At 64.6% G+C, this 13,049-nt stretch carries 16 protein-coding genes; 9 read left to right on the forward strand and 7 right to left on the reverse strand.

All coding sequences use genetic code 11. From position 1 onward, the window contains the following. Positions 1–110 precede the first annotated feature (110 nt). Entirely contained in the window at positions 111–1,595 is a 1,485-nt protein-coding gene (locus ACFC0O_RS17100) for an MFS transporter (protein ID WP_375958776.1), read from the forward strand. Positions 1,596–1,859: 264 nt separating this feature from the next. After that, a complete protein-coding gene (locus ACFC0O_RS17105; RefSeq protein WP_375958778.1) occupies positions 1,860–2,735 on the forward strand; it encodes an immunity 49 family protein in 876 nt (291 codons plus the stop codon). Between the two features lie 55 nt (positions 2,736–2,790). On the opposite strand, the gene ACFC0O_RS17110 is transcribed toward ACFC0O_RS17105, so the two are convergent. From ACFC0O_RS17110 to ACFC0O_RS17120, 3 genes are all read right to left on the reverse strand, one after another. After that, positions 2,791–3,294, reverse strand: coding sequence for a DMT family transporter (locus ACFC0O_RS17110; protein WP_375958780.1), 504 nt, complete (start codon positions 3,292–3,294; stop codon positions 2,791–2,793). Next, positions 3,294–3,959, reverse strand: coding sequence for a DMT family transporter (locus ACFC0O_RS17115; RefSeq protein WP_375960750.1), 666 nt, complete (start codon positions 3,957–3,959; stop codon positions 3,294–3,296). Before ACFC0O_RS17115 ends, ACFC0O_RS17110 begins: the two co-directional genes overlap by 1 nt. A gap of 120 nt (positions 3,960–4,079) precedes the next feature. Continuing rightward, positions 4,080–4,685 carry a QsdR family transcriptional regulator gene (locus ACFC0O_RS17120; RefSeq protein WP_375958782.1) on the reverse strand — a complete coding sequence of 202 codons (606 nt, stop codon included), beginning with the start codon at positions 4,683–4,685 and terminating at the stop codon, positions 4,080–4,082. A 169-nt stretch (positions 4,686–4,854) separates the two neighbouring features. Here ACFC0O_RS17120 and ACFC0O_RS17125 point away from each other — a divergent pair, with 169 nt between their 5' ends. The 6 genes from ACFC0O_RS17125 to ACFC0O_RS17150 all read left to right on the forward strand — a co-directional run bounded on the left by ACFC0O_RS17125 (position 4,855) and on the right by ACFC0O_RS17150 (position 9,829). Further along, positions 4,855–6,327 (forward strand): carboxylesterase/lipase family protein, encoded by a 1,473-nt coding sequence (locus ACFC0O_RS17125; protein WP_375958784.1) that lies wholly within the window; start codon positions 4,855–4,857, stop codon positions 6,325–6,327. Further along, positions 6,324–7,166 (forward strand): enoyl-CoA hydratase, encoded by an 843-nt coding sequence (locus ACFC0O_RS17130; RefSeq protein ID WP_375958786.1) that lies wholly within the window; start codon positions 6,324–6,326, stop codon positions 7,164–7,166. Before ACFC0O_RS17125 ends, ACFC0O_RS17130 begins: the two co-directional genes overlap by 4 nt. Continuing rightward, on the forward strand, positions 7,159–8,634 hold the full coding sequence (locus ACFC0O_RS17135) for an AMP-binding protein (RefSeq protein ID WP_375958788.1): 1,476 nt from the start codon (positions 7,159–7,161) through the stop codon (positions 8,632–8,634). The genes ACFC0O_RS17130 and ACFC0O_RS17135 overlap by 8 nt, the downstream gene beginning before the upstream one ends. Before the next feature lie 90 nt (positions 8,635–8,724). Beyond that, positions 8,725–8,979: a hypothetical protein gene (locus ACFC0O_RS17140; RefSeq protein WP_364648733.1), complete on the forward strand. Its 255-nt coding sequence runs from the start codon at positions 8,725–8,727 to the stop codon at positions 8,977–8,979. After that, on the forward strand, positions 8,973–9,344 hold the full coding sequence (locus ACFC0O_RS17145; RefSeq protein WP_364648730.1) for a hypothetical protein: 372 nt from the start codon (positions 8,973–8,975) through the stop codon (positions 9,342–9,344). Before ACFC0O_RS17140 ends, ACFC0O_RS17145 begins: the two co-directional genes overlap by 7 nt. Before the next feature lie 8 nt (positions 9,345–9,352). Further along, positions 9,353–9,829, forward strand: a complete 477-nt coding sequence (locus ACFC0O_RS17150; protein ID WP_375958791.1) for an AAA family ATPase — start codon at positions 9,353–9,355, stop codon at positions 9,827–9,829. Between the two features lies 1 nt (position 9,830). Here the strand turns inward: ACFC0O_RS17150 and ACFC0O_RS17155 are convergent, their stop codons facing one another. Further along, complete coding sequence (locus tag ACFC0O_RS17155) at positions 9,831–10,199, reverse strand: YrdB family protein (protein ID WP_375958793.1); 369 nt, start codon at positions 10,197–10,199, stop codon at positions 9,831–9,833. Positions 10,200–10,467: 268 nt separating this feature from the next. Between ACFC0O_RS17155 and ACFC0O_RS17160 the strand changes: the two genes are divergently transcribed. Beyond that, a complete protein-coding gene (locus tag ACFC0O_RS17160; RefSeq protein WP_375958795.1) occupies positions 10,468–10,953 on the forward strand; it encodes a hypothetical protein in 486 nt (161 codons plus the stop codon). Between the two features lie 352 nt (positions 10,954–11,305). On the opposite strand, the gene ACFC0O_RS17165 is transcribed toward ACFC0O_RS17160, so the two are convergent. The 3 genes from ACFC0O_RS17165 to ACFC0O_RS17175 all read right to left on the reverse strand — a co-directional run bounded on the left by ACFC0O_RS17165 (position 11,306) and on the right by ACFC0O_RS17175 (position 12,785). Next, entirely contained in the window at positions 11,306–11,920 is a 615-nt protein-coding gene (locus tag ACFC0O_RS17165) for a hypothetical protein (RefSeq protein ID WP_375958797.1), read from the reverse strand. 57 nt (positions 11,921–11,977) lie between these two features. Beyond that, a complete protein-coding gene (locus ACFC0O_RS17170; RefSeq protein WP_375958799.1) occupies positions 11,978–12,130 on the reverse strand; it encodes a hypothetical protein in 153 nt (50 codons plus the stop codon). Positions 12,131–12,371: 241 nt separating this feature from the next. Continuing rightward, entirely contained in the window at positions 12,372–12,785 is a 414-nt protein-coding gene (locus tag ACFC0O_RS17175) for an Imm10 family immunity protein (protein ID WP_375958801.1), read from the reverse strand. Positions 12,786–13,049: the final 264 nt, after the last annotated feature.

Here is a 13,049-nt window from a genome sequence, read left to right on the forward strand (position 1 = left end):
CATCCACGTGATCGACCGGGTGCGGCGCTGCCGATCGCGTTCCCAGCGCTGACGGGCCGGACCTTCCGTCGCTAGGGTTCCTTCCGCATTGGTCGGACACAGGAGTCGTCATGGCGGAAGTGACCGGCGCTGCCGGTGGGGTGCGGACCTTGATTCCCGCGCGGATCGATCGGTTACCGTGGTCGCGGTTTCACACCCGAATGGTCATCGCGCTGGGTGTGGCATGGATTCTCGACGGGCTGGAGATCACCGTCGCCAGCGCGGTCGCGGATACGCTCACCAAACCCGAAGCGCTGCAACTGTCTTCGACGGCGGTCGGGTTCCTGGCGACTGTCTACCTCGCCGGGGAGGTAGTCGGCGCACTGGTATTCGGGAACCTGTCCGATCGGCTGGGGCGACGCAAGTTGTTCGTCATCACGCTCGGTGTGTACCTGATCGGCAGCGGGCTCACCGCCTTCACCCTCGGCAGTGGCCCGGGCTGGCTGGTGTTCCTGTACCTGACTCGATTCATCGCGGGCATGGGTATCGGCGGCGAATACGCGGCGATCAATTCCGCCATCGATGAGCTGATTCCGGCGCAGTATCGCGGCCGGGTGGATATCGCGGTGAACGGAACCTATTGGGCCGGTGCGATTCTGGGCACCTTGGGCGCGTACATCCTGCTCAATCACGTGAGCCTGGACCTGGGCTGGCGGCTCGGTTTCCTGATAGGCCCGGTGCTGGGCCTGGTGATCGTGCTGGTGCGGCGCAATCTTCCGGAGAGCCCACGCTGGCAGATCATGCAGGGCCGAGCCGACGACGCCGAGGAATCGATCCGGGCCATCGAGGACGAAGTGCGGGCCTGCGGGGTCGATTTGCCACCGCTGGATGAATCCAAGGCCATGGTGGTCAAGCCCGCCGACCAGATCGGTTATCGAGCGCTGACGCGAATCCTGTTCCGCGACTATCCCTCTCGCGCGATTCTGGGCGCGAGTCTGATGATCAGCCAGTCATTCCTCTACAACGCGATCTTCTTCACCTACACCCTCGTGCTCGGCAAGTTCTACGACGTCCCCTCTGCCGCCACCCCGCTCTACCTCATCGCCTTCGCCATCGGAAATCTGCTGGGCCCCTTGACGATCGGCCGCTTCTTCGACACCGTCGGCCGCCGTGTCATGATCGCGGGCACCTACATCGGCTCCGGCACACTGCTGGCCCTCTCGGCCTGCCTGTTCTACAGCGGAGCCCTGAACGCCATCACCCAAACCATCTGCTGGTGTGTCATCTTCTTCTTCGCCTCCGCCGGAGCCAGCGCCGCCTACCTCACCGTCAGCGAGATCTTCCCCCTCGAGGTCCGAGCCAAGGCGATCGCCGTATTCTTCGCCATCGCACAGTGTTTCGGCGCCCTCGGCCCGGTCATCTACGGTGCCCTGATCGGCGACGGCACCTATCCCCTGGGCCTGTTCCTCGGCTACCTCGTCGGCGCGACCGTCATGATCGCCGGCGGCCTCATCGCCTACCGCCTGGCCGTCGACGCCGAAGGCCGCTCCCTCGAGGACATCGCTCCACCGCTCTCGGCCAGCACGGTCGAACCGACGCGCTCCGCGATCGAATAGCTCACCGGCTGGACGGGCTGAGGGGGAAAGGGTGCGGGCCTTCGGAGTCCTCGCCGGTTCGTTCAGCAGCGCGGATAGCACCAAACCCTGCCCAGCGGTGGGAGCAAGGCACAATCGCGGCATATCAGGGGGCTACGTCGTGTCGCTGACTCACTGAACGGTGCAGCCGTTCAGCCGAGGGCGTGGCCTTCCGCTCCGAACAGCGTGAACCGAAAGGACTGCGGCGTGGGGGAATTGGCGAGTCACCGTATCGACGAGTGGCGGATGACCTACGCGCTGGGTGATATCGCCGGGCGCCTCAACATCCACTGGGAGCACTGGCGCGATGGTCCATCTCTCGGGATTCTGCAGGAGATGTGTGACATGCTCCTCGACCATCTCGCCGCTCGCATCGCGGACGACCCCGAGTTGTCTTCCCCTTCTTCGACCATCGTCCTGCGGACAGCAGCGGAGTGCGCTCTCGGCGCTTTGAGTCATGGCGCGGCTCCCAATGGCGATCAGGAGGTTCCGCTCCCGCTCATCGGCGAGATGTTCAGCAGCGACGTACCCGACTACGCGCCGCCTGTCGACCAGGCGCCGACCGCCCGAACCTGGCGGCAGGTGTTCTCCCTGTGTGTGACCAGCTCCCCTTGGGAGCCGGACCGTGCGGTGGGCGGGCTGCTGCTCGTCGACTACGCGCCCGCAATCCGTGCGGGAGTGCCATATTCGCCGCTGGTATCGCATTCGGATCCAGCGGATATCGCGGAGATGGACGCGTTGTGCAGCTACATATCCAGGCCGTCGCGTTCAGACTTTTCCGCGCAAAGGTCGTCGTTGATACTGCGTAAGCCCAGCGCGGATGAGCGTGCCGAGGCCGCAGGACAGTTGAAGGCAGCCGGTGCGCTGACATCGGATCAGCAGCTGCTAGTGACGCTGCTGGACGATGACCGGTCTGCCTTCGAGGACGCGTTGACCACTCATCTCGCTCGGTATCGCGAGTACGCGCCAATCGACGCGCCGCCACGAACCCTGTTGCCGCTCGGCACGATCGCACTGGTCAAGCTGGCCATCCAGGTTCACGGCTGGGAGTTGGGGATTCGATCCGACTACCTACCGGCCGCCCTCCTGCACGACGAGTACACGCGCGTCGCGACCGAGTAGCTCACTGTAGGGCAGGTAGGGCAGTCGGATCGAGTACTGACTACGCCGTGTTCGGTCAGTACTTGGCCATCAGGTAGGACCCGGCGATGATCATCGCGATGGCTATGAAGCGCTGCGTGTCCATCTCGCGGCGCGGGAAACCCATCACCCCGTAGTGGTCCATCGCCGCGGCGACGAACATCTGCCCGGCGATGATCACGGCGTTGAATGTGCTGACTCCGACGCTGGAGGCGACGGTGATCATGGCGAAGATCGCCGCGCCGCCGGTGAGGCCGCCGAACGGGGCCCACTTCGGCATGAGTTTCACATCGGTCCATGTCGGCCAGGAGCTCCGTGACGAAAACACCAGTGTGGCAACAAGAATGAGTCCGACACCGGTCAGGGCGACCGCGTAGGAGATGACGCCGCACAGCCAGACGTTCTTCAGGGCGAGTTTGAGTGAATTCTGACAGCCCGCCTCGACCGATCGCAGCGCGCCGCCGAGCAGCATGAATGCGAAGACCAACGCGAGCATCGACCGGGACAGCTTCGAGCGGGTTTCGCTGAGGAGAGTAGCCATCAGAGAGCCTCCTCCAGGATCGCGTCGCGTTCGGGTACCGAGACCGGCTTCGTGGAGCTGCGAGCCATGAGAACGACTGCGCCGGTGATCAATCCGGCAGCCACCAGGCGCAGCGGAGTCACCTCGCGAGCCGCGAAGCCCATCAGGCCGAGATCGTCCATTACAAGGGCGACCAGCATTTCGCTCGTGATGACGACCGCGTTGAAGGTCGCGATACCGACGTATCTCGCCACGGTGATCATGCCGACCACGGCCACACCGCCGACGAGACCGCCGAATGGCGCCCACCACGGCATGTTTCGCACGTCGGCCCACGTCGGCCAGGGCGGGTCGGATACCACCGCGGCTACCGCCAGAAAGATCGAAAAACCGATCAGCGCAACGGCATACGAGATCACCGCGCATAGCCAAGGGTTGTGTATGTAGATCTTCTGGGTGTTCTGTAGACCGACCTCGACGGATCTGAGCCCGCCGGCGATCGCGATGAATAGGAATACGAACCCAAGCGTGACTGCGACCATCGCAAGTACGTCTTTCGATCGAAGATGTTGCGTGACTACGCCCGAGCAGCGACTGAGCCGGACCGCTGCGGCTGAGCGCAGAACTTCGATCCCTCGCCGATACCGGTGACCTGACTCATCGAATGTACCGTTATATAGCGGCACGATCAATAGCGGCGGGACCTGGCTTCGGCATGTGGGGTCATGTTTGCGCTATACGTCCGGGCCGGTGCGGCCGAACGCCAGCCTGGACGGTGACTCCGACCGGAACGAATGTCGGCGGCGCTAGGCGGGATTCGGCCCGAGGATCGCGGTCAATACGCGGACAGCTCGGTCGGGGTCGGCGGGTTCGCCGATGATGGTGGGCATGTAGTGGAAGGACTCCGCGACGCGCAGGACCGTGTAGGACAGGTCGTCCAGGTCGAGAGTGGTGTGAATGCGGCCGGTTTCGAGATCGGCGGCGAGTTTGGCGCGGACGTAAGCGAGCATGCGGGGCTGGAAGCCGTGCGAGGCCACGGTCAGCAGGGTCATGTACATGGCGTTATCGCGCTCGATGGAGCGGCGGGAGCCGGGTTGATCCCAAATGGCATGCAGTAGGTGACCCAGGAGAGCGGGAACCCTTGGGCCGGGGGTGGATTCGACGGTTTGCCAGCCCTGGTCGAGGGTGCGTTCGGTGAGCCACCAGACGACCTCGATGATCAGTTGTTCGCGGGTGCCGACCCAGCGGTAGAGGGTGACCCGGTTGACGCCCAGGCGCTGCGCGATCGAGCCGATGTCGATGCGGTCCCCGGCCAGGAAATCGGACCGTGCCAGGGCGAACGCGTCCAGGGCGGTCGGGCGGCGCGGGGTCGAGTCCGGGGCCAGTTGTCGTTCCAGCGGTGTCGATGCCACCGATGCAGCATATCGTGCCGGACATTTCCTTTGTGCAACATCTTGCCGGGATGTTGCATCGGGTCTAGGCTCATGCAACATCTCAACAAAATGTTTCACACTCGACCGGTGGCGCGATCCTGTTGCGGCACCGCGGTATTCGAGTGACCTTGCAGGCGAGGAGGCCGCAATGGGCAGCACGGTGACCGATACGGTGATCGTCCGAGAAGGAACGGTGCGCGGGCGACAGCGGGGTGACCTGCTCGAATTCCTGGGCATCCCGTACGCGGCCGCACCTTTCGGCGCGAACCGCCTGCGCCCGCCGATTCCGGCACCGCACTGGCAGGGCGTCCGCGATGCCCGGCAGTACGGGGCAACGGTGCCCAAAGCGGACTACATCGCTATGTACGTGCCGTACTACCCCGAGGTGACGATCGCGGGCACCGAATGCCTGAACCTCAATGTGCACACCCGCATCGACGCCGATCGGCTACCGGTTCTGGTGTGGATTCACGGTGGCGCGTTCACCAACGGCTCGAATTCGCTTGCGGAATACGATGGTTCGGCCTTCGCCCGGGACGGCGTGGTCACCGTGGTGATCAACTATCGGCTCGGCGCGGAGGGGTTCCTGTACACCGGGGACGAGGTGGCCAACCTCGGCATCCTCGATCAGATCGCGGCGCTACGATGGGTGCGCGACAATATCGCCGCATTCGGCGGTGATCCCGATCGAGTGACGGTGGCCGGGCAATCCGCGGGCGCGTGGAGCGTGAATACGCTGCTGGCTGCCCCGGACGCGGAAGGTCTTTTCCAGCAGGCGATTTCGCAGAGCGGCGGGGCGCATCATCATCTGCCGCCGGAACAATCGCTGACGGTCGCGCGGGAGTTGGCACGCCTGCTCGGTATCGAACCGAAACGCGAAGCCTTCGCCGCGGTGGATCCGCAGGTGCTCGCCGAGGTGTGCCGGACGGTCATCACCGAGATTCAGACCGCACCGGACCCGGGCAAATGGGGTGCGCTCGCGATGACACAGCAGCCCTACGCACCGACCGTCGACGGGGCGGTGCTGCCCCGACCCACACTCGAGGCTCTTGCCGATCGCACCGGGGTGCGGCTGCTCATCGGGACCACCGCGGACGAGGCTCGCGCGATTCTGGTCGCGTCCGGAGCGCTGGCAGTGCTCGACGAGGTCGCACTGACCGCGACCATCGAGGGGTACGGACTGCCGGTGGAAGAGACCTTGGCCGCGTACCGGCGCGATCGGCCCGATGCCACCGCCGGTGAATTGATATCCGCGATCGTGTCCGACTGGTACTTCCGCATCCCCTCCGTACGAGTCGCCGAGGCCAGAGAGCCCGGCAGCACGTGGCTGTATCGATTCGAATGGGCTTCTCCGACACTGGGTTCCGGTCACGCGGTCGATATCCCCTTCGCATTCGACACCCTCGTCGCGCCGGGCTTGAGCGCCCGCATCGGTGACACCCCGCCGCAGGCGGTCGCCGACACCAACCATCGCATCTGGGTCGAGTTCATCACCCACGGCGATCCCGGCTGGGCACCTTACGACATCGACGCCCGCACCACCGGGCTCATTTCCGAAACCATCACCGTCGCAGACGATCCGGCGGGACACGAACGAATCCTCTGGGAGGGCAAGCGATGACGATCAGCATCACCGAACCGATCACCTACGAAGTACCGATCCCGAAAGTCGCCCGCGTCGTCCTGAACCGCCCTGATCGGCGCAATGCCCAGGACACCGAACTGCTCTACGCCCTCAACGCCGCCTTCGACCGCGCCGCGCACGATGACGACATTGTGGTGATCGTGCTCGCTGCCAACGGCCCGCACTTCTCCGCCGGTCACGATATGCGCGAACCAGATCCGCTGGCCGCGCACGAGCGCTTCGAAACCGTCGGCAGCGGAGGCGGATTCAACGAAACCGGCGCGGCCGGGGTGATGGCGCGCGAGGAGGAGATCTATCTCGGATTCAGCGAACGCTGGCGCAATATCCCGAAGCCGACCATTGCCGAGGTGCACGGCAAAGTCATCTCCGGCGGGCTCATGCTGGCGTGGCCGTGCGATCTGATCGTGGCCGCGGATGATGCCGAATTCATCGACAATGTGGTGTCGATGGGCGTCAACGCGGTCGAATTCTTCAACCACCCTTATGAATTCGGTGTCCGCAAGGCCAAGGAGCTGCTGTTCACCTCGCGCGCCATGACCGCGACCGAGGCCGAACGAGTCGGCATGGTCAACAAGGTGGTGCCGCGCGCCGAACTCACCAGCGCGACACTGGAATTGGCTGCTCACATCGCAAAGCAACCGCCATTCGCGTTGAAATTGGCCAAGCAATCGGTGAATGCCGCGCAGGACGCCGCCGGACGACCCGAGGCCATTCGTAACGCCTTCGCGCTGCACCAGCTCGCGCACAGCCACAATATGCAGGTGCACGGGCTGGTCGTCGAACCCGCGTTCGTGGAGAGGTTTCTCCATGGCTGAGGCGATTCCGCTCGGGCAGTTGCTCACGGATCTGGCCGCCCGCGCGCCCGAGCGGCCCGCCATCACCGATGCCGGGCGCACCTATACCCGCGCAGAACTCGATGGCGCGGCCAATCGCCTGGCCCGCGTGTATCGCGACTTCGGGGTGCGCGCCGGGGATATGGTCACGGTCGCGCTGCCCAACGGGGCCGAGTTCTATATCGCGGTGTTCGCGCTGTGGAAGATCGGTGCGGTGCCGCAGCCGATGTCGAGCGCGTTGCCCGGACCCGAGCGCGAGGCGATTCTCGCACTGGCGCAACCGGTTCTGGTGATCGGGGCGCAACCCGAGAACCCGTCGATACGGTGGCTCCCCGCCGGATTCACTCCCCCGTCCACGGTGCCCGATACCCCGATCACGCCGACGGTGGTCGCACCCTCGTGGAAGGCCCCGACCTCCGGTGGCAGCACCGGGCGACCCAAGCTGATCGTCTCGGCTCAGCCCGGTGAGCTCGATGTGGAACGGACCGCGTCCGTCCTGGATCAGCGCGACGGGGACACCCAGCTGGTGTGCGGTCCGCTCTATCACAACGCGGCGTTCAACTTCTCGATCTACGGACTGCTGGCCGGACAGCATCTGGTGGTGTTGCCGCGATTCGACACCGTCGCGGTGCTGCGGTCCATCGCCCTGGTTCGGGCGTCGTGGATCAGCCTGGTGCCCACCATGATGAGCCGCCTGATCCGTGAATTGCGCAGCAGCCCAGACGAATACGACGTCACCTCGCTGCGATCGGTCTGGCACGGTGCCGCAGCGTGCCCGCAGTGGCTCAAACGCGCATGGATCGACCTGGTCGGCGCGCCCGCACTGCACGAAATGTATGCCACCACCGAGGGCACGATGATGACCCATATCGACGGTACCGACTGGCTGCGCCACCCGGGCTCGGTGGGCCTGCCCCTGTGGGGCCGAGTGCGCATCGCCGGACCGGACGGTTCCGAACTGCCTACCGGTGAGACAGGTGACATCCTGGTCCGCCCCCAAAACGACACCCCCACATACCATTACATCGGAGCCACCCCCCGCGTGATCGACGGCTGGGAGGCGGTCGGCGACCTCGGACGCCAAGACCGGGACGGCTACCTCTACATCGACGAGCGCCGAGCCGATCTGATCATCACCGGCGGCGCCAACATCTACCCCGCGGAGGTGGAAGCCGCGCTGACCGAACACCCACAGGTCACCGGCGCGGTCGTGCTCGGCGTACCAGATGAGGACCTCGGCCACCGCGTGCACGCGGTCATCGAGACCTCGGCCGCGCTCACGGACGACGAACTCCGGGCCTTCATCGCCCAACGGTTGGTCCGCTACAAGATTCCCCGCACCTTCGAGTACACGAAAGTCGCCCTGCGCGACGACGCGGGCAAGGTGCGCCGCGCCTCGTTGCTCGCGGATTTGGCGGCGAGATTCGAAGGGAGCCACAGCCCGGGTTGACCTGGTGGGTTCGTCACTGTGACGCAGCCTCGAGCCCCAGGTCTGAGAGCAACGGGGAATCATGCTTGGAATCCTGTTACGATTCGTACTATGAAGGCCAATACGTCGCTCAGCCTGGACGGCACGGTGTTGGAGCAGTCCAAGGAAGTCGCCGCGCAGATGGGCATCAAGCTCTCCGCCTTCGTGGAATCGGCATTGCGAGACAAGTTGCTCGCCAACTCCGCGCGCATCGCCGCCGATTACGAGCGTGCGCAGGGGCGCGATACCGCCGAACACTTCGCCGAGGTCGAAGCCGAGCGTGCCGCCATGGCCGAGGCGATTCGTGCCGACGGCGCCGCGTGGTAACCGCCGCCACGCCCGCACACGGTGAACTCTGGCACTACCTGCCCACCATCGCGGGCCGCCAGAAACCGTCATCGCTCGGTGGTGATCGGGTGCTGATCGTCTCGCGAACCGCAGCCAATGCGATCTTGCCGACGGTGCTCGCGATCCCGGTGGAACTCGCACCGAAGATGCCGGGACTGGCGGTGCCCTTCGCCGACTCCGACCCGTTGCCCGGCCTGTCTGCGGTGGTTTATCGCATCACTCCCGTCTACCGGCCCTGGCTTCAGGACCGTATCGGAGTCGTCAGCGAAACCACCCTGCGCCAGGTTGTCGGAGCGCTCGTCGGACTGGTCGCCCCGGATACCGTCTTCTCCCCCGAGCGCTGACTTCGCGTGTGAAGCGGGTGCTGATCACCGGCATGTCGGGGGTGGGCAAGTCGGCGTTGTTGGATGAGCTTGCCGCGCGCGGTTATTCGACAGTCGATACCGACTATGGCGATTACCACCGGGTGGTTGACGGTGAGAGATTGTGGCGCGAGGACAGGATCGACGCGCTGCTGTCCCGTGACGATGCTCGGGTGTTGTTCGTACAGGGGACGACTCGCAATCAGACGGTGTTCTATCCGCGGTTCGATCACATCGTCCTGCTCAGCGCTCCGGCCGAAGTGCTCGTCGAACGGTTGATGTCGCGTACGAGCAATTCGTATGGGAAGGATCCGGGCGAACTCGCCGAGACGCTGGGGTTTTTGGAGACCGTTGAGCCATTGCTGCGCGAGTCGGCCACGCTCGAGGTCGTGACGACGGTACCGGTCGGGCGGGTCGCCGATCTCGTGCTGGCTCATGTTCTCGCGCAGGAGACTTCGCGGCTGTAGGTCAGTGGGAGAGCAACCAGCCCACGCGGTCGTAGGCCAGGGCCTGGTACGCCACCAGCACTATGGCGGAGATCAGTGCTGTCACAGTGAGTCCGGCCGCCCACAGGGCTACCGCGCCGCCGCCCAATACCGCGACCTCCACCACGAGCCGTACCGCGCCCGGCACGGCGACCGTCGCTTCCCCGTTGCGGCTCGGATCTCCCGGCACCGCAAAGGTTCCCCACACGACCGCGACAATCAGCGGCAGTACCACGACCAGCAGATATCGCCAAGGTGCGTCGAATTCGCGCCAACCCAGGACTCCGAAGGAAACGATAGCGGCGAGCTCGAGCAGGAACCGTACGCCGAGCATGAACGGATTCAACGACACTCGGGAATCCTAACCACTACACACCTGGTCACGCTGCCACCAAAAGTGGGGGTTTAAGCAGGCTATCAAGGGGAATACGGCCATTCGATCAATGCCAAACTTAGGTGAAGGCCACGAATTCGAAAGGCGTTGCGAGAAAGGGGAATTGCGAAATCCATGGATGACGTCGTATCGTGACGATCGCCGGAATACGGTAAGCGCGAACCTGATTGAGCCATTCGAACACGACATACGGCATCACTGCCGAATTCATACCGAAGGGATATTCATGAGCACACGCACCCGCATCGGAACCGCCCTCGCCGGAACAGCTTTGGCAATAGGCGCGTCCTTGTCAGGAACGGGAACCGCCGCCGGCGATTCCATTGCCCAGGACCCCGCCAATTACCTCATCGGCGACACCGTCTACTTCACGTACGGCAACCTGGCCAATTGCGCCATGCGACCCAATGGCGACGTCGGCTGCGATATCACCAACGGCACCATGAACTGGTACGGCCTGCAGATCGCCAATATCTCCATCGATCTGCCCTTCCTGCCCGCGCACCCGCCCCTGGGCCCGCTCGGCCAGCACGGCCGCGCCGACAGCGCCGCCCTCACCCCCGGCCAGCCCGCCCCCGGCTCCGGCTACGGTCCGGACGCCACCATCACCTACGGTGGCGCGACCTGCAGCGGCAGCGGCTTCCGCGCCCAGGTCACCTGCAACTCCAAGGGCCACCACTTCAGCTTCGGCTTCACCACCGGCTACAACTGACGTGGTTCGTCGGCCAGTGGACGCACTGGCCGACGCCCGCTCCCTATCGGGCTGGCAACCTAGTCGGAACTACTGCTGTCCCCGCCGCCGCATCCGCTATGCCCGCCACCGCAGCCACTGTGACCGCCACTGCACCCGCTGTGCCCGGAATCCCCACCGCCACAACCACTATCGCCGCCCCCGTCGATGCCACCGGACTGCCACCGATCCCGTCGCCTACCCTGATCGGAATCCCGACTCACCCCCGCGACAACCAACCCGACCAGCGCCATCACCACGATCACGATCACAAGTCCGGTCACCATGAGCGAAGGCTACTACCGCCCGATGGCGCCGAACCCGATGTGGAGGATCAAGCCACGTCACCGGGCCCGAACGGCGGGCAGAAATGGTCGTCACGGCGAACGATACGAGCGTCGGAGTGCGCCTGCGCCGCAGGCAAATACGCCTGAGTATTCGAGTAGAGGGTCAGCTGCCTCAGGTGAGGAAGCTCTGGCAGCGTGATGGAACTGCCGTAGAGGTCGAGCGTCAATGATTCGAGACCGGGTATCTCCGCCAGCGCTTCGACTTGGCGCACATCAACCGCGGAGAGAATCAGCTCGCGGATCGGCGCGCCACGCAATTGCTCGAGGTCCACATTCGCGGGACCACCCAACAGCAACCGATCCCACGACCGACGCTCACCGTCCGCGGTGAAAGCCAACAGCCCCAGATCCATTCCGTTGGAATCCCACAGCAGTGCCTCCCGCACAGCTGGGAAGCACCGGATCGGTCCGAAATAGACGAGCCAGCCGTAGTCACTGGTCAATCGCGTCCGCCGCAGAATCGCCGCCGCATCGGGTGCGTCCTCGGTCCTCGACCCGCACAGCGTCTCTCGCCATATCGGACTCAAACAGGACCAGAAGCTGTCCCAGCGCTCGTCGAATCGCGACTCCCACTCGGCGACAATCGGATCAACCGCACTCACCACGGGACCGTATCGTTCGCGAGGTGCGACGCTGCGGCTGTTTGCATCGACTGCCGTTCACAGAATCGGTTCGGCCAGTGCCTGTGTGATCGGTATGCCGGTGCGCGCGGCCAGCAGTATTCGCTCGCGGACCTCGCGCCGGGTGCGGGGGCGATAGCCGGGGCCCTCGCCACAGCATCCGCCGTAGAAGGTGAGGCCGGAATCGAGCACTGTCTGCAATGTGCGCCATCCGGCCCTGTCGGTTCTTCTGGGCACGGCCAGGTGCGGGCCGGCGTCGATGAATGATCCTCGGCACCGGGGGCAGTGTGCGGGGCCGCGGCCGATCGGGTGTTTGTGTGAGATACGGCAGCTCACGCAGACCAGATGTGTCCGGCTCGGGTAGAAGCACATTCGCGCAGCGTACGGTCGCCGCCGGATTGAGTCGAACCATTTCCTGTTCGGCCGGGCACGGCTAGGACATGGTCAGTCGCGCACGGGATTCGGGGCGACCGTAGGACAGGATGCGGGGCAGCACTTCCCGCAGGCGTGCCAGATCCGCGGCAGGTGCACGCAGTGCCGCCTCGATAATGTGATCGTCCAGACCGAGGTCGTGGAGCGATTCGGGATCCAAAGTCACGCGCAGTATCTCGTCGGTCAACTCGACTTCGCGGATGCAACCGTACGCGGTACCTTGATCGCGAGTGACCAGGCAATGTGTGTCCATGCCCAGTGCCACTTCCTGGTCATAGGGCTCCGCGAAGTCGCACATGAACATCAGGATGAAACCCTCATCGTCATCGGACTCCGCCACCCCGGCCAGCACGCAATCGTCCGCATCCGGGTCATCGCAACCGCACGCGAGCCGCGCGGTGAACCTGTATGTCATGCACGAGTTCTAGCATCCGCAATCGATCCAATGCGTAGTCCCACCGAAGCACCAAACCACGAGAGCGACCGAGGCTGCGTCAGCACTCCGTCATCCTTCACAATCCAGGTGTGACGCACGCACGGGATGGCTACGGTTTCGACGAGTTTCCGCTAGCGGCAATGGCGTTGGGAGGCAGCAACTGATGAGTGCGTTGACACAGGGGACGATGCGCATCACTCGTGTAAAGCTCACCGCAGAGCAAATCGCTGAGCGTCGTCGCGA

Origin of the sequence: Nocardia sp. NPDC056100, assembly GCF_042266325.1 — a bacterium.
Classification (GTDB): Bacteria; Actinomycetota; Actinomycetes; order Mycobacteriales; family Mycobacteriaceae; genus Nocardia.